Source organism: Streptomyces sp. NPDC001401, from assembly GCF_042895385.1.
Classification (GTDB): Bacteria; Actinomycetota; Actinomycetes; order Streptomycetales; family Streptomycetaceae; genus Streptomyces.
The window spans coordinates 1-17,596 of record NZ_JBIAWI010000001.1 but is presented as its reverse complement, the minus strand read 5'-3'; the positions used below and the strand labels follow the sequence as shown (position 1 = coordinate 17,596).

At 69.9% G+C, this 17,596-nt stretch carries 16 protein-coding genes; 8 read left to right on the top strand and 8 right to left on the bottom strand.

The features are described from left to right. Positions 1–445: 445 nt before the first annotated feature. On the bottom strand, positions 446–2,491 hold the full coding sequence (locus tag ACFY10_RS00080; protein WP_390662709.1) for a streptophobe family protein: 2,046 nt from the start codon (positions 2,489–2,491) through the stop codon (positions 446–448). A 240-nt stretch (positions 2,492–2,731) separates the two neighbouring features. On the opposite strand from ACFY10_RS00080, the gene ACFY10_RS00075 reads away from it, so the two are divergent. Then, on the top strand, positions 2,732–5,248 hold the full coding sequence (locus tag ACFY10_RS00075; protein ID WP_390662708.1) for an FHA domain-containing protein: 2,517 nt from the start codon (positions 2,732–2,734) through the stop codon (positions 5,246–5,248). A gap of 94 nt (positions 5,249–5,342) precedes the next feature. Here ACFY10_RS00075 and ACFY10_RS00070 read toward each other — a convergent pair whose 3' ends face one another. The 3 genes from ACFY10_RS00070 to ACFY10_RS00060 form a co-directional block, all read right to left on the bottom strand. Beyond that, complete coding sequence (locus tag ACFY10_RS00070) at positions 5,343–6,101, bottom strand: transglycosylase SLT domain-containing protein (protein ID WP_390662707.1); 759 nt, start codon at positions 6,099–6,101, stop codon at positions 5,343–5,345. 299 nt (positions 6,102–6,400) lie between these two features. Next, entirely contained in the window at positions 6,401–7,486 is a 1,086-nt protein-coding gene (locus ACFY10_RS00065; RefSeq protein WP_390662706.1) for an S-adenosylmethionine:tRNA ribosyltransferase-isomerase, read from the bottom strand. Beyond that, positions 7,483–8,181: an SDR family NAD(P)-dependent oxidoreductase gene (locus ACFY10_RS00060; protein ID WP_390662705.1), complete on the bottom strand. Its 699-nt coding sequence runs from the start codon at positions 8,179–8,181 to the stop codon at positions 7,483–7,485. Before ACFY10_RS00060 ends, ACFY10_RS00065 begins: the two co-directional genes overlap by 4 nt. Before the next feature lie 225 nt (positions 8,182–8,406). Between ACFY10_RS00060 and ACFY10_RS00055 the strand changes: the two genes are divergently transcribed. The 3 genes from ACFY10_RS00055 to chpE all read left to right on the top strand — a co-directional run bounded on the left by ACFY10_RS00055 (position 8,407) and on the right by chpE (position 10,634). After that, a complete protein-coding gene (locus ACFY10_RS00055) occupies positions 8,407–9,585 on the top strand; it encodes a GAF domain-containing sensor histidine kinase (protein ID WP_390662703.1) in 1,179 nt (392 codons plus the stop codon). Then, positions 9,578–10,219 (top strand): response regulator, encoded by a 642-nt coding sequence (locus tag ACFY10_RS00050; RefSeq protein ID WP_390662702.1) that lies wholly within the window; start codon positions 9,578–9,580, stop codon positions 10,217–10,219. The genes ACFY10_RS00055 and ACFY10_RS00050 overlap by 8 nt, the downstream gene beginning before the upstream one ends. Positions 10,220–10,388: 169 nt before the next feature. Beyond that, entirely contained in the window at positions 10,389–10,634 is a 246-nt protein-coding gene (gene chpE, locus ACFY10_RS00045; protein WP_390662701.1) for a chaplin ChpE, read from the top strand. A gap of 193 nt (positions 10,635–10,827) precedes the next feature. Here chpE and ACFY10_RS00040 read toward each other — a convergent pair whose 3' ends face one another. Further along, positions 10,828–11,616, bottom strand: a complete 789-nt coding sequence (locus ACFY10_RS00040) for a hypothetical protein (RefSeq protein WP_390662700.1) — start codon at positions 11,614–11,616, stop codon at positions 10,828–10,830. 143 nt (positions 11,617–11,759) lie between these two features. Between ACFY10_RS00040 and ACFY10_RS00035 the strand changes: the two genes are divergently transcribed. From ACFY10_RS00035 to ACFY10_RS00025, 3 genes are all read left to right on the top strand, one after another. Continuing rightward, the gene (locus tag ACFY10_RS00035) at positions 11,760–12,551 is read left to right on the top strand and encodes an ABC transporter ATP-binding protein (RefSeq protein ID WP_390662699.1); all 792 of its coding nucleotides are present in this window, start codon (positions 11,760–11,762) and stop codon (positions 12,549–12,551) included. Between the two features lie 94 nt (positions 12,552–12,645). Continuing rightward, the gene (locus tag ACFY10_RS00030) at positions 12,646–13,077 is read left to right on the top strand and encodes an NfeD family protein (protein WP_390662698.1); all 432 of its coding nucleotides are present in this window, start codon (positions 12,646–12,648) and stop codon (positions 13,075–13,077) included. 131 nt (positions 13,078–13,208) lie between these two features. Beyond that, complete coding sequence (locus tag ACFY10_RS00025) at positions 13,209–14,153, top strand: SPFH domain-containing protein (protein WP_390662697.1); 945 nt, start codon at positions 13,209–13,211, stop codon at positions 14,151–14,153. A gap of 63 nt (positions 14,154–14,216) precedes the next feature. On the opposite strand, the gene ACFY10_RS00020 is transcribed toward ACFY10_RS00025, so the two are convergent. From ACFY10_RS00020 to ACFY10_RS00010, 3 genes are all read right to left on the bottom strand, one after another. Continuing rightward, positions 14,217–14,723 (bottom strand): HNH endonuclease, encoded by a 507-nt coding sequence (locus ACFY10_RS00020; RefSeq protein WP_390662696.1) that lies wholly within the window; start codon positions 14,721–14,723, stop codon positions 14,217–14,219. 144 nt (positions 14,724–14,867) lie between these two features. Continuing rightward, on the bottom strand, positions 14,868–15,407 hold the full coding sequence (locus ACFY10_RS00015) for a YbhB/YbcL family Raf kinase inhibitor-like protein (RefSeq protein WP_390662695.1): 540 nt from the start codon (positions 15,405–15,407) through the stop codon (positions 14,868–14,870). A gap of 42 nt (positions 15,408–15,449) precedes the next feature. Further along, positions 15,450–16,232 carry a sporulation protein gene (locus ACFY10_RS00010; RefSeq protein WP_390662694.1) on the bottom strand — a complete coding sequence of 261 codons (783 nt, stop codon included), beginning with the start codon at positions 16,230–16,232 and terminating at the stop codon, positions 15,450–15,452. A 137-nt stretch (positions 16,233–16,369) separates the two neighbouring features. Here ACFY10_RS00010 and ACFY10_RS00005 point away from each other — a divergent pair, with 137 nt between their 5' ends. Further along, on the top strand, positions 16,370–17,011 hold the full coding sequence (locus ACFY10_RS00005) for a DNA-3-methyladenine glycosylase (RefSeq protein WP_390662693.1): 642 nt from the start codon (positions 16,370–16,372) through the stop codon (positions 17,009–17,011). Positions 17,012–17,596 lie beyond the last annotated feature (585 nt).

Genomic DNA, 17,596 nt, shown 5'->3' with positions numbered 1-17,596 from the left:
CCGGGGCGATGCATTCGGCTCGGCGGCCTCTCTTTGGCCGGCGGGAGTCTCACGCGTCGGTTACGTCCGCCTCGGCCGCGTCGGCTTTCGGGGGGTGCCTCGAGTGGTGCCCGTGTGCGGGAAGGTCCGGTTCTGCCGGGGGCGATGCATTCGGCTCGGTGGCTTGCCTCTGCCACCGGGAGTCTCTCGCGTCGGCTGCGTCTGCCTGGGCCGCGTCGGCTTTCGGGGGGTGCCTCGAGTGGTGCCCGTGTGCGGGAAGGTCCGGTTCCGTCGGGGGGCGATGCATTCGGCTCGGCGGCCTCCCTTTGGCCGGCGGGAGTCTTCTGCGTCGGCCACGACTGCATCGGCCGCATCAGCCGCATCGGACACACCGGCTCTCAGCGGGTGCCTCGAGCGGCGCACGCGCGCGGGAAAGCCCGGTTCCACCGTCGGCCGACCGTCCGGTTCAGCCGTCGCCCTTCGGCCTCCCCGGAGGGGGCGGCGGCTGGGGCGGGGGCGGGCCCTCGTCCGGACCGGACTTCCGCCTCCCGCGCCGGGGCCTGGGCGGCTGCCGCGGTTGTCGGGGCGGGGGACTCCCGATCGGCCGGGCCACCGTCGGCGCGCCGTACATGTCACTGTTGCCGCTGCCGGGCGGCGGCGAACCGCCGGGGTCCCGGGCATCGCCGGACGGGCGTCCGCGGCCGGGGGCACCGGACGGTCGCGCACCGTCCCCCGGCGGCGCGCCCTCACCCTGCCGGGCCCGGTCCGGCGGCCGCGCGTCCTCCGGTTCCCGCAGCCCGTCCGGCAACTGCAGATACGGATTGGTGGCGGGGTTCGGCGCCCGGTACGGCGTACTGGGCCTGTACGGCCCCGAGGCACCCCCGCGCACGCCCCGCTCGCCCCCCACCGCAGGCACCCCGGCCCCGGCCTCGCGCGCGTACTGCGGATACCCGGCATCCCCGGCCGGCGCCCCCGCGGCCCCGCCGCTCAGCGCCAACGGCGCCGCCCGCCGCCCCGCCGCGCCGGTCGCCCACGCCAGCAACGCCCCGGCAGCCCCCGCCCCCGCACCCCAGAGGGCGCCCAGGAGCAGCGCCATGCTGAGGTGCCCGTGCAGCTCGATCCCGGCGCCGAACGCATCGAAGCCCAGCACCGACAGCGAGGCGTCCACCGACACCTCCGTCAGCCACGCGAGCAACGGCAACGTCAACGCCGTAACGACGCCCAGCCGCAACGCACAGCGCCCGGCAAAGCCGAGGGCACCCGGCCCCCGTATGCCCCCGGAAGCCTTTCCCCCGGCGGCGCCGCCTCCCCAAGCCCCATCGGTCCCGGAAGCCGCAGCCCCGGCCGCTCCACTTGCCCAAGCCCCACTCACCGCGGAGCCCCCGGTAGCAGGCCCCCCGGCCCCCACCGGGGTCCGCACCGCGGCCAGCACCCCCGCCAGGAGCATCATCACGGCCGCCGCCACCGCCAGCAGCCACACCCGCCCGTCCAGTTCCGCGAGCCGCCCCAGCGTCACCGACTGGCCGGTCTTCGCGGTGAGCAGGTTGTCCAGCGGATCCGGCAGGAGCTTGGCCAGCTCGCCGGTCGCCTTGCCGTCGAACGGCACGAACAGGCCGATCGGGATGCCCAGCCAGGTGCCGTTGGGCGCACCCAGCAGCGCGGCGCCGAAGATCCGTTTGGGATGGTCGTCGCCGATCGCCGCGTACGCCGCCGCCGCGAAGCCCGCCACCACCGCCATCAGCATCACCGTGACGATCGCCGACGCCGCCGGCCGTACGACCCGGTGCACGGCCTCCCAGCCGCGCGGCAGCGGGGTGCGGCGTGAGGCCAGCAGGGCGATCAGCAGGATGCCGGTCGACCAGCCGAGACCGCCCAGCAGGGTGGCCGCCGTGTCGACGGTGAAGCCGACCGCCGCCTTCGCGTGGATGAGGTTGCCGATGTTGTCGGGCAGCAGCCCGCCGATGTTCCCGATGTCGCCCAGGCCGGGGATCTTGACGCCGCCGCCCCCTCCGCCGCCGGGCAGCTTGTCGAGCCCCAGCGAGCCGCCGTCGATCGTGATGACGTCGTGCCCCGCCCAGGCCAGCCCGCCCAGCGTCGCCACGAACAGCGCGACCACCGCGCCCGCGCGGGCAAGCAGTTCGGCCGGTGCGATCACAACTCCCGCCGCGCGCAAGGACCGCAGGAAGAACCACGACAGCAGAAGCGCGCCGACCAGGCTCACACCCAGTGGCGTGATCGTGACGGCGGTATGCGCCTGAGCGCCTGTCAGGCCGAACGCGGACACGTCGCCGGACGGCGTGACCGAACCACCCGCCCCAAGTGCCACGACAGCCGCGGTCATCGGCCCCAAAGAGCCCGCCGCGTCCGCCTCCAGAAGGTGCAGGCCGAGCGCCGCCGTGCCCGCCATCCCGATCAACGCCCAGCTCACAGAGGCGATGGCGGACAGCAGAACGTCCCCCCACGGCACACTCGTACCGCTCCTCGCGGCCTCGACACTCGACGACGCGCTCATGGCAGACCCCCCGATCCGCATCGCGGCACGGCGGCCGCTCATGTCCCCCTCGCGTGGATTACCACTCTCCGGGTCGGTTTCAACCCCGTCAACGGAACCAGCCGATGCGTATGCGCGTGGTGTTCACAAGGCCCGGCTTTCGGTCAGGGGGGCGAGCCTGAAATAGTTCCCGACGATGTTCGACATCCCTAGACTCCCTGTGTTGGGGGTAACTCGGGGGACTACTCAGTGGGGCATGGAGTGCCGGAACTCGTACTGGAATTGAATGGACGTACCTGGACGCTCGACCCGTCCAGGCCGTACACCCTCGGACGTGATCCGCAGGGGGACATCGTGCTCGACGACGCCAGAGTGTCCTGGCGTCACGCCACGATCAGCTGGGGCGGCCGCAGTTGGGCCATCGAGGACCAGGGCTCCACCAACGGCACGTTCGTGCAGGGGCAGCGGATCCACCACATGGAGATCGGGCCCGGCTCGGCGGTGCACCTCGGCAACGCGACCGACGGCCCGCTGGTGAACGTCACCGGCGCGGCGGCCGCCGTCGCCCAGCCCCAGCAGCCGTACGCCGCCCAGGGCGCGGGCCCCGGCTGGGCGCAGCAAACACCGCCGCAGCAGCAGGCACCGCAGGCCGGCTGGCAGCAGCCGCAGCAGGCCGCACCTCAGCAGGCCGCCGCGCCGATTCCGCAGCAGCAGGGCCCCGGTGGTGGCGCGGGGGCGCCGCCGGTCTACGGCGACCGCAGCCCGACCACGTTCCACCAGTTCTCCATCGGCCGCATCATGCGCATCGGCCGTGCCCTGGAGAACGAGCTGGTCGTCTCCGACCTGCAGGTCTCCCGCCACCACGCCGAGTTCCACGCCACACCCGACGGCCGCTTCGAGATCCGCGACCTGGGCTCGCACAACGGCACGTACGTCAACGGCCAGCCGATCCCCAAGGGCGGCTCGGCGCTGCTCGGCCCGAACGACATCGTCGGCGTCGGCCACTCCACGTTCCGCCTGGTCGGCGACCGCCTCGAGGAGTTCGTCGACACCGGTGAGGTGTCCTTCTCGGCCCGCCATCTGACGGTGACCGTCGACGGCGGCAAGCAGATCCTCAAGGACGTTTCGTTCGGCGTCCCGGAGAAGTCCCTGATCGCGGTCATCGGCCCCTCCGGCTCGGGCAAGTCGACCCTGCTCAAGGCACTCACCGGCTACCGCCCCGCCAACCAGGGCGACGTCCTCTACGACAACCGGAACCTGTACAAGCAGTTCGCCGAGCTGCGCCAGCGCATCGGTCTGGTCCCGCAGGACGACATCCTGCACAAGGAACTGACCGTCAAGAAGGCCCTCAAGTACGCGGCCAAGCTCCGCTTCCCGTCCGACACCACCGGCGCCGAGCGCGAGGCCCGCATCGACGAGGTGCTGCGCGAGCTGAAGCTGGACATCCACAAGGAGAAGAAGGTCACCTCCCTCTCCGGTGGCCAGCGCAAGCGCGTCTCGGTGGCCCTGGAGCTGCTCACCAAGCCGTCCCTGATCTTCCTGGACGAGCCGACCTCCGGCCTCGACCCGGGCATGGACCGCGACGTCATGCAGCTGCTGCGGGGCCTCGCCGACGACGGCCGTACGGTCCTCGTCGTCACCCACTCCGTGGCCGAGCTGGCGCTGTGCGACAAGCTCCTGGTGATGGCACCGGGCGGCGCGGTCGCCTACTTCGGCCCTCCCGAGGAGGCGCTGAACTTCTTCGGCTACGACACCTGGGCCGATGTCTTCTCCGCCTTCGAGAACTACCGCGACTACGACTGGGCGGGACGCTGGAAGGGCTCGCAGCACTACCAGATGTACGCCGCGGACATCGACGCCGTTGCGCCGCAGTCCGTACAGATGCCCCCGATGCAGGCGATGAAGCCGCCGAAGCCGCAGGGCTGGATGAGCCAGTTCGGCACCCTGGTGCGCCGCTACGTCTCCGTCATCGCCTCCGACAAGGGCTTCCTCGCCCTGACGGTGATCCTGCCGCTGGTCCTCGGCTCGGTGAGCCTGCTCATCGACTCGGGCAAGGACCTGCTGGTCAACACGGAGATCAACCCGACGACGGGCCAGCCCGTCCCGAACGGCACGGCCACCACCGTCCTGCTGATCCTCGCGGTCGGCGCCTGCTTCGCCGGCGCCGCGAACTCCGTCCGTGAGCTGATCAAGGAACGGGTGATCTACGAGCGGGAGCGCGCGACCGGTCTGTCCCGCTCCGCCTACCTGATGTCCAAGGTCTTCGTGCTCGGCTTCATCACGGTGCTGCAGGGCCTGATGGTCGGCATGATCGGCTTCGCCAGCCGGAAGATCCCGACGGAGGGCCTGGTCCTCGGCAAGCTCACACTCATCGAGCTCACCATCCCGATCATGGCCCTGGGCTTCACCTCGATGATGTTCGGCCTGATCATCTCCGCACTGGTGAAGACATCCGAGAAGACCATGCCGCTGCTGGTCATGTTCGCGATCGTCCAGGTCGTCTTCACCGGCTGCCTCTTCGCCCTGAACGGCGCGATCGGCGTCAACCAGTTCTCGTACCTGATGCCGTCGCGCTGGGCCGTCGCCGCCGCGGGCGCCACCCTGGACTTCAACAGGATCAGCCCGCCCGGCAAGGGCAAGCCCAACGATCCGCTCTGGGAGCACACCGTGGGCGCCTGGAGCATGGACATGATCGCCCTGATCGCGCTCGGCGTGATCTGCGCCTTCTTCGTGGCCCGTTTCCTGCGCCGCCACGAGCCGGAGGTCATGCGCAAGTAGTCGCAGTCCTACGACGCTCTCGTACGGCGCGAAGGGCGGCACCCGTCAGGGGGTGCCGCCCTTCGGCGTTCACGTGAAGAGGTCCGCGCCGACCTCAGTACGCGCTGTTGACGTTGTCGATCGAGCCGTACTTGTCGGCCGCGTAGTTCGCGGCGGCGGTGATGTTGGCGACCGGGTTGTAGATGTCCCAGGACGTGCCCGCGACGTGGTAGGCGTTGAAGGTCGGCGGGATGACCTGCAGCAGGCCCTTCGACGGGATGCCGTTGATGGCGTTGATGTCCCAGTCGTTGATGGCCATCGGGTTGCCCGAGGACTCCCGCATGATGTTGCGGTACAGGCCGTTGTAGCTGCCCGGTATGCCCTTGGCCTGCATGATGTCGAGCGCGTTCCTGATCCAGCCGTCGAGGTTGTTCGCGTAGGTCTTCGCGGCGACCGGCTTGATCGCGGCACGCTTGGCGGACCGGCTCGCGGCCTCCTTCGCCTTGCGCGCTGCCTCGGCCTTCTTCTTGGCCGCGGCCGCTGCGGCGGCCTTCTTCTTCGCTGCGGCCGCTGCGGCCGCCTTCTTCTTGGCTTCGGCCTTCTTGGCCTCGGCCTTGGCCTTGATGGCCTCGGCCTTCAGGCTGGCACCGGCGAGCTGGTCGGTGACGCTGGCCTTGACGTCCTTGATCTGGTCGGAGCCGTACTCCACCTTGGCCGTGGAGACGGTGGCCTCGTTCGTGGTCGTCTCGGCGTTGCTGGGCACCGCGGAGAACGCGAGAGCGGCGGCACCGAGGGTGGCGACACCCGCCATCGCGACCTTCTGGTGACGGGTCAGCGAACGACTGAGACGGCGAATATTGGTGTTCTTGAGCATGGCAGACGGACCTCTTCGAATAGCGCGGAGGTCGCTCTCTGTCCGGCGGGGGACATGGGTCCTTCCCGCACAAACGCCGCGGTGGGAACCCGCGGCGCTGAGCGACGGCAGCCATTCTTAGCGGCCGCAAAATGTCGTGGCAAAGGTGTGACGTACGATCCCCGGTAGTGGAGCGGGGAAGGGCAAAAACGGACAGACTGGACCGTCTTCCCCGCTCATGGGGGGAAGGTATGTCTCCTATCGGCCTTCGTACGTGATCTGCGCCCTATGCGCGGGCTCACACGCGCGACGCATCAGTCTCACCGGCAGTTGCTGGCGCAATGCACTGCGTGAGGGCCCTCCTCCGGGAGGATGAGGTGGATGTCCCCGAACTCGTGCCACAGGTAGAGCCCGCGCAGCGCCTCCTCGTAGCTGCGGTCGATCGCGGCCCGTCCGGCGATCGCCTCCAGCATCAGCAGATGCGAGGCCTCCGGCTCGTGCAGCCCGGTCAGCAGCCCGTCCACCACCCGCACCCCGCGCTCCGGGGTGACGACGAGGTCCGTCCACCCTTCACGCGCGCGTACGACACCGTCCGGCCCCGCCGCCGACTCCACGGCCCGCACGGCCGTCGTCCCGACCGCCACGACCCGCCCGTCCCCGGCCCTGGCCGCGTTGATCAGCCGCGCCGACGCCTCCGGCACTGAGAACCGCTCCGGATACGGCGGCTCGTGCACCTCCGCCGAGGCCACCCCGGTGTGCAGCGTGATCGGCGCGAACTGCACACCCCGGCTCACCAGCTCCGCGACCAGACGAGCCGTGAAGGGCCGCGCCGCACTCGGCATCTCCGCGCTGCCCGTCCCGTCGGCGGACGGCAGCGCGAACACCGTCTGGTACGCGGACAGCGGCTGGTCCCGCTCCGTATAGGAGTAGCGAATGGGCCGCCCGTGCTCCCGCAGCATCCCCAGGACCCCGGGCCCGGACACCCGCGCCCACCACAACCGGTCGCCGCGCGCGCTCAGCGGCTCCTCCAGGACCAGCCACCCGCCCCCGGGCAGCCGCACCTCCAAACCCGCGGGCCCGCCCGTACGCGCGCGCGTGGTGCCCTTCCCGTCCGGATCCCGCAGCTCGACCGCCCACCGCCCGTCGTCCCCGCGCGTGGAGAAGTGCACCACCACGCGCGCGTGCCCGACCCGCCCGTCCACGGCGGCGGCCAGCGTGGGCGAGGTGTTCACGACGAGCAGGTCCCCGGCCCGCAGCAGCCGCGGCAGCTCCACGAACGCGTGGTGCGACACCTCGGTCCCACGCGACACGAGCAGTCGTACGGCATCCCGGTCGAGCCCGACCCCGCGCTGCTCGACCGGGATCCGGGCCGACAGTTCCTCCGGTACGCGCACCGCCACCGTCACCGCTGCTCCTCCAGCAGTGCCGGGGCCGCGTACCGCCCGCTCGCCGGGCGCTCGTCCAGCAGCCGCAGGAACGCCGGCACCACACTGGCCGGCGCCGGCCGCGGATCGCCGTCGTCCGGTACGGCCGCCGTGTACAGGTCCGTGGCCATGTCGCCCGGGTCGACCGCCCAGACCCGCAGCCCGGGCTCCTCCTCGCCGAGCACCGCCGCGAGGTGGTCGAGGGCCGCCTTGGACGCCCCGTAGCCGCCCCAGGTCTCGTAGGCCTCGGCGGCCGCGTCCGAGCTGACCGCGATCACCGTGCCGGCCTCGGACGCCCGCAGCAGCGGCAGCGCCTCCTGGACCAGGCCCAGCGCGGCCACCACGTTCACCTCCAGCGCCCGCCTGAGCCCCTCCAGAGGCAGCCCCTCCAGCCGTACGAGCGGCTCGGCGCCCAGCGCACTCGCGTTGTTCACCACCAGATCGATGCCGCCCAGCTTCCACGCGGCCGCCACCAGCTCGGCCCGGTGACCGGCGTCCGTGACGTCCCCGGGCAGGGCGGTCACACGCGTGCCGTACGCGGACACGGCCCCCGCCGCCTCCGTGAGAACCCCCTCGGTCCTTGCGTCGAGCACCAGGTCCCAGCCGCGCGCGGCCAGTGCCCCGGCGAGCGCCTGCCCCAGCCCCTTCGAAGCCCCCGTGATGATCGCTACCGGCATGACACGTCCCCTCGTCTCGACCGCCCGTCGATCGGCGGTGACCTCAACGTAGGAACGGCACCGCCCGCCCCGCCTCGGACGCGGGCCGCAACAAGCCGGGGCCCTTCGGCCTAAGCCGCCGGTCCGGGGCCCCGGACCTAGTCCGCCGGGCCTAGGCCCACGGCCCCAGACCCCGCCGCCACTGGTCCGATCCGCGTTGTCACACCCCGCCGGTACCTTGAGGGCATGAGTCAAGGCCCCCGGTCCGGCCTCGCCGCGGTGAGCTCCGCGCTGCTGGCCATGAGCAGGCATCTCGAGGTGCGCGACGTCCTCAAGACGATCGTCGCCTCGGCCCGCGAGCTGCTCGACGCGCAGTACGCCGCCCTCGGCGTCCCCGACGACCACGGCGGCTTCGCCCAGTTCGTGGTCGACGGCGTGAGCGACGCGCAGTGGAAGGCCATCGGTCCGCTCCCGCGCCAGCACGGCATCCTCGCCGCGATGCTGCAGGACGCGAAGATCGAGCGCCTAGCCGACGTGCGCAAGGACCCCCGATTCGAGGGCTGGCCGGCCGCGCACCCCGACATGTCCGACTTCCTGGGCCTGCCCATCAGGGACGGCGACGAGGTCATCGGAGCGCTCTTCCTCGCGAACAAGGGGCGCCCTGTGGGGGGAAACCCTCCACACCCCCCGTGCCCCAAACCGGAAGGCATTTGCGGCTTCACCGAGGAGGACGAGGAACTGCTCGCCATCCTCGCCCAGCACGCCGCGATCGCCCTCACCAACGCCCGCCTGTACGAGCGCAGCCGCGAGCTGACCATCGCCGAGGAGCGCTCCCGCCTCGCGCACGAACTGCACGACGCGGTCAGCCAGAAGCTCTTCTCCCTGCGCCTGACCGCCCAGGCCGCCGCCGCCCTCGTCGACCGCGACCCTTCCCGGGCCAAGGGCGAACTGCAGCAGGTGGCGGTGCTCGCCGCCGAAGCCGCCGACGAACTGCGTGCCGCCGTAGTCGAGTTGCGCCCCGCGGCCCTCGACGAGGACGGCCTGGTCGCCACCCTGCGCACCCAGATCCAGGTCCTCGACCGCGCCCACACCGCGCGGGTGACCTTCGACAGCCGCGGCATGAGGGCCCTGCCCGCCACCCAGGAGGAGGCCGTCCTGCGCGTCGCCCAGGAGGCCCTGCACAACGCCCTGCGGCACTCCGGGGCACAGCACGTGGACGTGGCCCTGGCCCGGCACGACACCCGAACGGTCCTCCGCATCACGGACGACGGCAGCGGCTTCGACCCCAAGTCGATACGCCGCGCGGGACGCCACCTGGGCCTGGTGTCCATGCGTGACCGCGCGAGCGGGGTCGGCGGCGTGCTGACCGTGGAATCGGCGCCCGGCAAGGGCACCACGATCGAGATGGAGGTCCCCGGTGGCTGACGCAATCAAGGTGCTGATCGTCGACGACCACCAGGTGGTCCGCCGCGGCCTGCGCACGTTCCTCGAGGTGCAGGACGACATCGAGGTCGTGGGCGAGGCGGCCGACGGCGCCGAAGGAGTCGCCCGCGCAGAGGAGCTGCAGCCCGACGTCGTGCTGATGGACGTCAAGATGCCCGGCATGGACGGCGTCGACGCCCTGCGCAAGCTTCGCGAGCTGAACAATCCCGCGCGCGTGCTGATCGTCACCAGCTTCACCGAACAGCGCACGGTGGTCCCGGCCCTGCGCGCCGGAGCCGCCGGTTACCTCTACAAGGACGTGGACCCGGACGCCCTGGCCGGCGCCATCCGCTCCGTCCACGCCGGGCACATCCTGCTCCAACCCGAGGTCGCGGGCGCCCTGCTGTCCCAGGAAGAGGCCAACTCGGGCCAGGGACGAGGCGGTTCGCTCACGGAACGGGAGCGCGAGGTGCTGGGACTGATAGCCGACGGCCGCTCGAACCGCGAGATCGCGCGCGCCCTCGTCCTGTCCGAGAAGACCGTGAAGACCCATGTCTCGAACATCCTGATGAAGCTGGATCTGGCGGACCGCACCCAGGCGGCGCTGTGGGCCGTGCGCCACGGCGTGACCGGCTGAAACGCGCCGCGCGCCGGTACGCCACGGCAATACGGAGGGTTCCGTTCCGGACTGAGATTCATACCGTCGTGGGAATGTCCCCCAGATGGCGCATCCTTCGTGGATCTCCGCCGTTCTTCAGTGCGTGCTGCGGCGATTGCCGCGGCAACCGCTAGGGAGGGCTTGGAAAGTGAAGAACCTGAAGAAGGCAGCGGCTGTGACGATGGTGGCCGGCGGCCTGCTCGCCGCTGGAGCCGGAATGGCCTCCGCCACCGGCGGCGCGCACGCCGACGGCACGGCCGCGGGCTCGCCCGGCATCGCCTCGGGCAACCTGGTCCAGGCCCCGGTGCACGTCCCGGTAAACGTCTCGGGCAACAGCGTGAACGTCGTCGGTGTGCTGAACCCCGCCTTCGGCAACCTGGCCGTCAACCACTGACGTCTGCCACACGCCGCGCATGACCTCCGGCCTCCCGGGTACCCCGGGAGGCCGGTCTGTCTTTCCGGCGCCGGTCAGCGGTATTCAGCCCGTCCGGCGTTTGAGGACGAGGCCGTTCAGGCCGACAAAGGGGGTCTGGGGGCAAAGCCCCCAGACACGGCCACGCAACCGCCGGCCACAGAAAACCCAACGCTCACCGAACCCCCCGCTCCCGCTCCTCCACATACGCGTTGTACGCGGCGACCTGCGCCCGCCGAGCCGTCCGCTCCACCGGCCGCAGAGCCTGAGCCCGCGCCCCCATCTCACCGGCGCTCACCGCACCCCCGTGCCCGTTGCCGTGGGCGAGGGAGATCAGCAGCCCCACCCGCTGCGCCAGCTCCAGCACCCGCACCGCCCGCGGCGGATACCCCGGCGCCAGCACCTCCCGCCCCCGCTCGGCCCGCGCCCGGTAGGCATCGATCGCCGCCTCCGCAACTGGCCCCGACCCGGCGACGTCCAACCGCGACAGCACCTCCGTCGCCTCCCGCAACGCCTCCGCCAGCTCCCGCTCGGCCTCACCCAGCGAGGGCACATCGGCCGGCGGAGCCTCCCGCACCGGCAGACAGTGCCACACCACCTCGACGTGCACATCGCCCTCGGGCCCGGCCTCGTACACCTCCGGAACCAGCCCGAACGCGGCCCCGTGACAGACCACCGCCTCCTCGGCCTCCATCGCCCGCGCGTTGAACTCCGGCGGCCCGCTCAGGCCCAGCGGATGCCCCGGCGCGGGCAGCGCGACCCGCAGCCCTGTGACGCCGAGCGCCCGCAGCCGACCCAGCGCGAGCGTGAGCCCGACGGGCGCCGACTCACCGGGCAGCCCCTCCACGCGATGCACGGCATCGTCCCCGACGATCGCGAGCACAGCGTCGTCCGGCGAGACAAGTCCGGCCAAAAGGGCATTTCCCCAAGCCGCAAGGCGTCCTGAACGCGGTTCCGAGAGCATGCCTCCACCCTAAGGACCGGACCGATGGAATGGGCGGGCGGACCGGTGGCGTAGATTTCTTCGAGGGCTGTGCCCGAAAGCGCACGCGACAGCCGAGACGCCGACCCGAGACCGGTCACACTGCAAGGGGAGACAACGCGCTCATGAGCGATGTTCTGGAGCTTCAGGACGTATCCGTGGTCCGTGAGGGCCGGGCTCTGGTGGACCAGGTCTCCTGGTCGGTCAAGGAAGGCGAGCGCTGGGTCATCCTCGGCCCCAACGGCGCCGGCAAGACGACCCTCCTGAACGTCGCCTCCAGCTACCTCTTCCCCAGCAGCGGCACCGCCACCATCCTCGGCGAGACCCTCGGCAAGGTCGACGTCTTCGAACTGCGCCCGCGCATCGGCATGGCCGGCATCGCCATGGCCGACAAACTCCCCAAGCGCCAGACCGTCCTGCAGACCGTGCTGACCGCCGCGTACGGCATGACCGCCGGCTGGCACGAGGACTACGAGGACATCGACGAGCAGCGCGCCCGCGCCTTCCTCGACCGCCTCGGCATGACCGAGTACGTGGACCGCAAGTTCGGCACCCTCTCCGAGGGCGAGCGCAAGCGCACCCTCATCGCCCGCGCCCTGATGACCGACCCCGAGCTCCTCCTCCTCGACGAGCCCGCCGCCGGCCTCGACCTCGGCGGCCGCGAGGACCTCGTACGCCGGCTCGGCCGCCTCGCCCGCGACCCGATCGCCCCATCGATGATCATGGTCACCCACCATGTCGAGGAGATCGCCCCCGGCTTCACCCACGTCCTGATGATCCGCCAGGGCAAGGTCCTCGCCGCCGGCCCGCTCGAACTCGAGCTCACCTCCCGCAACCTCTCCCTCTGCTTCGGCCTCCCGCTCGTCGTCGAACAGGTCGGCGACCGCTGGACCGCCCAGGGCCTGCCGCTGTCCTGACGGTGTGAAGCCCGCGCGAAAACACGGGTAAGAAGCCCGGCCCAGCCACATCGCGCCCTGTCCCAGGCAGGACCCGCGGTCCTACCATGACCATGTGAACGACATCGACGCATGGGTGTGGTGGCTCGTCGGCGCGGCTGCGCTCGGAATCCCGCTCGTGGTGACCGCGATGCCGGAGTTCGGCATGCTCGCGGTGGGCGCCGTCGCCGCCGCCGTCATGGCCGGAGTGGGCTTCGGATCCGTGGCCCAGGTACTCGCCTTCGTCGTCGTCTCGGTCGCCCTCATCGCCGTCGTACGGCCCATCGCGGTCCGGCACAGCGCGCAGCGCCCCCAACTCGCCACGGGAGTCGAGGCGTTGAAGGGAAAGCAGGCCGTCGTGCTCGAGCGCGTCGACGGCTCCGGAGGCCGGATCAAGCTGGCCGGCGAGGTCTGGTCGGCACGCTCGCTCGACGCCGACAGCACCTACGAAGTGGGGCAGGAAGTGGATGTCGTGGAGATCGAAGGGGCCACCGCGATCGTCATCTGACCTCGTAGGACTCAACTGAAGCGAACAGCCCACGAGTTGTGCGACGGTCTGTCAGACTCGACCAGCAAGATCTTCAACAACCATAAGATCTTCCGAAAGCGCCGAGGCGGAGAAGGGTACGGGGAACGACGATGGAACCGGTCATCATCGTCCTGATCATTCTGGTGGTGTTGGTCTTCATCGCCCTGATCAGGACAATCCAAGTCATCCCACAGGCCAGCGCCGCCATCGTCGAGCGCTTCGGCCGCTACACGCGGACACTCAACGCGGGCCTCAACATCGTGGTCCCGTTCATAGACACCATCCGCAACCGCATCGACCTCCGCGAGCAGGTCGTGCCGTTCCCGCCGCAGCCGGTGATCACCCAGGACAACCTGGTCGTCAACATCGACACGGTCATCTATTACCAGGTGACCGACGCCCGGGCCGCCACCTACGAAGTCGCCAGCTACATCCAGGCGATCGAGCAGCTCACCGTCACCACGCTCCGCAACATCATCGGTGGCATGGACCTCGAGCGGACCCTGACCTCCCGCGAGGAGATCAACGCGGCCCTGCGCGGAGTCCTCGACGAGGCCACCGGCAAGTGGGGCATCCGCGTCAACCGCGTCGAGCTCAAGGCGATCGAACCGCCCACCTCCATCCAGGACTCGATGGAGAAGCAGATGCGCGCCGACCGTGACAAGCGCGCCGCGATCCTCACCGCGGAAGGTACGCGTCAGGCCGCCATCCTCACCGCGGAAGGTGAGAAGCAGTCCCAGATCCTGCGCGCCGAGGGCGAGGCCAAGGCCGCCGCCCTGCGCGCCGAGGGTGAGGCCCAGGCCGTCCGCACGGTCTTCGAGGCCATCCACGCAGGCGACCCCGACCAGAAGCTCCTCAGCTACCAGTACCTCCAGATGCTCCCGAAGATCGCCGAGGGCGACGCCAACAAGCTCTGGATCGTCCCCAGCGAAATCGGCGACGCCCTCAAGGGCCTGTCCGGCGCCATGGGCAACCTCGGCCCGTTCGGCGGCAATTCAGGCGGCGGAGGCTCGGAGAAGGCTCCGGAACGCCGAGAGAAGCCGTCGATCGACTGACGTCTCCCGTACGACACTGGGGCTCACCTCCGTCGGGAGGCGAGCCCCAGTTCTGCGTATGGCCTAGGCGGCAGGCTGGGCCAGCCAGCCCGGCAGTGCCTCGAACTCCTCGGCCCCCAACGTCAAAAGCATCGCATCCTGCGGCGTCGGCTCGAACGGCTGCCGCAGCAGCGGCATACCCGCCTGCTCCGGTGTCCGGTCCGCCTTGCGGTGGTTGTCGTCCGCGCACGAGGCGACGGTGTTCAGCCACGAGTCCTGACCGCCCTGCGCCCGCGGCACCACGTGGTCCACGGTCGTCGCACGCCTGCCGCAGTACGCGCAACGATGCCGGTCCCTGACCAGCACACCCCGCCTCGACCACGGAGCTTGTCTTCGGAACGGCACCCTTACGTACCTGCACAGCCGGATCACCCGGGGCACGGGTATGTCGACCGCGGCTCCGCGCATGCGCAGCTCGGGGTGGGCCTGCTCGACAACGGCCTTGTCCTGCAGCACCAGAACGACGGCTCGATTCAATGTCACCGTCGACAGCGGCTCAAAGCTCGCATTCAGCACCAGCGTGTCCCGCATCCAGCCCACCTCCCATGCGCACCGGCCCACCTCCTGGCGGGCTTGGATCAACTCTGGCCGGGCACGCCGAGATGGACAACGCAATAAAAACTGCCCGCCCCTGATCAATTCCAAGACCAGAGGCGGGCAAACGTTCCATGAACGTCAGTCTTCGGCAGGTGCCTCGTACTCACCGATCAGCTGGGCACGCGCGATCGCGTGAAACCGCAGATTGAAACCGACGACGGCGGGAGAGACATCGGAATCCGGCCCCAACTTCTCCTGATCCACGGCGTACACCGTGAACACGTACCGGTGCGCCCCGTCCCCGGGCGGCGGTGCAGCCCCGCCGAAGTCCTTGCTCCCGTAGTCGTTGCGCACCTGCACGGCACCCTCGGGCAGCCCCTCGAACTTGCCGCTGCCCGCACCGGCCGGCAGCTCGGTGACCGAGGCCGGGATATCGAACACGGTCCAGTGCCAGAACCCGCTCCCCGTAGGGGCGTCCGGGTCGTAGCAGGTCACGGCGAAGCTCTTGGTCTCGGCAGGGAAGCCCTCCCACCGCAGCTGCGGCGAGGTGTTGCCGGCCGCGTAGACCTGAGCGTCCTTGAGCGTGGCGCCCTCCTCGACGTCCTCACTCGTCACCGTGAACGACGGCACGGACGGATGGAAGTCATGGGGGAGCGGCCGCCGCTTGAGCTCGGTCACCTCGGTACCTCCTGATCGATTACGGAATCAGCAGTTCCGAGCCTAGAACCAGTTGCGCTTGCTGCCGACCTCGGACAGCCACTGGTTGAGGTACGCAGCCCAGTCGGTTCCGTGGAAGTCGTGCAGACCCACCTGGAACGACCGGAACGTGTCACTGCCCTCGCTGAACAGACCCGGCTTCTTGTCCATCTCCAGGATGACGTCCATGGCGTGCTCGTCGGCCACAAAACTCAACTCGACCTGGTTCAGCCCGCGGTACTGCGACGGCGGGAAGAACTCGATCTCCTGATAGAACGGCAGCTTCTGCCGCGTACCCCGGATGTGCCCGCGCTCCATGTCCGCGTTCTTGAAGCGGAAGCCCAGCTGGATGAACGCATCCAGGATCGCCTTCTGCGCCGGCAACGGGTGCACATTGATCGGGTCCAGGTCACCGGAGTCGATGGCCCGCGCGATCGCCAGCTCCGTGGTCACCCCGATGTTCATCCCGCGCAGCGCCTGCCCGTCGATCATCGTGACCGGCGTCTCCCACGGGATCTCGAGCCCGAACGGCACCGCGTGCACGGCACCGGCCTGCAGCTCGAAGGCCCCACCGAGACTCACCTTGGTGAACTCGATGTTCTGCTTGTACTCCTCGTCGCCGCTCTCGACCTCGACCTTGGCCTGCAGCCCGACGGAGAGGCCCTCGATGTCCTGGTTCACGGACCCGCCCTGGATCCGGACCTCACCCTGGACGACGCCGCCCGGAACGACGTTGACCTCGGTCAGCACCGTCTCGACCGAAGCCCCACCGGCCCCCAGGCTCGCGAGCAGCTTCTTGAACGCCATGTCTCTCCCTATACGTGTGGACCCTTGATCCCTACAAACGCGATCCGGGCACGGCCGGTTCCGCCCCACACCCTGGCAAGGAGAGGGAACCTTGACCACCCCTTGGCCTCCACCCGTCTGGACTAGGCTCAAGCTCCATGATCGCGCCACCGGACCGTACGCCACTCCCCAGAGAGTTCTTCGACCGCCCCGTCCTGGAAGTCGCCCCCGATCTCCTGGGCCGCATCCTCGTGCGTACGACACCGGACGGTCCGATCGCCCTGCGCCTCACGGAGGTCGAGGCCTACGACGGTCCGAACGACCCCGGCTCCCACGCCTATCGCGGCCGCACCGCCCGCAACGGCGTGATGTTCGGTCCGCCTGGGCACGTGTACGTCTACTTCACCTACGGCATGTGGTTCTGCATGAACCTGGTGTGCGGCCCCGAAGGGAAGGCGAGCGCGGTCCTGCTCCGGGCCGGCGAGATCGTTGAGGGCGCAGAGCTCGCTCGTAAACGTCGACTCTCGGCCCGAAACGACAAAGAACTGGCCAAAGGGCCCGCACGCCTGGCCACAGCCCTGGACGTGGGCCGCGATCTCGACGGCACGGACGCGTGCGCCTCCAGGGACACCCCCTTGCGGATCCTGACTGGCACCGCGATCGCCCCCGACCAGGTACGCAACGGTCCACGCACCGGCGTGGCGGGTGACGGGGGCGTGCATCCGTGGCGCTTCTGGATCGCCAACGACCCGACGGTGAGCCCATATCGGGCCCACGTTCCGAGGCGCCGCTCAAGTTGACGCGTCCCTGGAAGGTGCGTAATGTAGCCCGAGCCGCTTGAACCGGGTACGGCGATCGCCAGCAGCCGGAAGCGGCCAAACCACTACCTACGGTCACCCCTAAGCGGGGGCAAATTCGGCGTGCCCGCATGCCTGAATTCGAACTCGCGGAACTCGATTATGAGTTGCCGGGGGAATCGGTTAACGTAGTGAATGTCGAAAGGCCCCGCCGACAGGGAGTCAGGCCCGAAAGGATCTGATAGAGTCGGAAGCGCCGGAAAGGGAAACGCGAAAGCGGGATCCTGGAAAGCACCGAGGAAATCGGATCGGGAAACGGTCTGATAGAGTCGGAAACGCAAGACCGAAGGGAAGCGCCCGGAGGAAAGCCCGCGAGGGTGAGTACGAAGGAAGCGTCCGTTCCTTGAGAACTCAACAGCGTGCCAAAAATCAACGCCAGATATGTTGATACCCCGTCTCCGGCCGTCACGGTCGGGGCGAGGTTCCTTTGAAGAAAACACAGCGAGGACGCTGTGAACGGCCGGGCTTATTCCGCCCGGCGGTTCCGCTCTCGTGATGTGTGTCCCGATTACGGGAAAACATTCACGG

What these genes read in the sequence shown, in the direction of transcription:
- ACFY10_RS00080 (WP_390662709.1), bottom strand. Translation starts at nt 2,491, where the DNA reads ATGAGCGCGTCGTCGAGTGTCGAGGCCGCGAGGAGCGGTACGAGTGTG.
- ACFY10_RS00070 (WP_390662707.1), bottom strand. Translation starts at nt 6,101, where the DNA reads ATGCTCAAGAACACCAATATTCGCCGTCTCAGTCGTTCGCTGACCCGT.
- ACFY10_RS00060 (WP_390662705.1), bottom strand. Translation starts at nt 8,181, where the DNA reads ATGCCGGTAGCGATCATCACGGGGGCTTCGAAGGGGCTGGGGCAGGCG.
- ACFY10_RS00055 (WP_390662703.1), top strand. Translation starts at nt 8,407, where the DNA reads ATGAGTCAAGGCCCCCGGTCCGGCCTCGCCGCGGTGAGCTCCGCGCTG.
- ACFY10_RS00040 (WP_390662700.1), bottom strand. Translation starts at nt 11,616, where the DNA reads ATGCTCTCGGAACCGCGTTCAGGACGCCTTGCGGCTTGGGGAAATGCC.
- ACFY10_RS00035 (WP_390662699.1), top strand. Translation starts at nt 11,760, where the DNA reads ATGAGCGATGTTCTGGAGCTTCAGGACGTATCCGTGGTCCGTGAGGGC.
- ACFY10_RS00025 (WP_390662697.1), top strand. Translation starts at nt 13,209, where the DNA reads ATGGAACCGGTCATCATCGTCCTGATCATTCTGGTGGTGTTGGTCTTC.
- ACFY10_RS00020 (WP_390662696.1), bottom strand. Translation starts at nt 14,723, where the DNA reads ATGCGGGACACGCTGGTGCTGAATGCGAGCTTTGAGCCGCTGTCGACG.
- ACFY10_RS00010 (WP_390662694.1), bottom strand. Translation starts at nt 16,232, where the DNA reads ATGGCGTTCAAGAAGCTGCTCGCGAGCCTGGGGGCCGGTGGGGCTTCG.
- ACFY10_RS00005 (WP_390662693.1), top strand. Translation starts at nt 16,370, where the DNA reads ATGATCGCGCCACCGGACCGTACGCCACTCCCCAGAGAGTTCTTCGAC.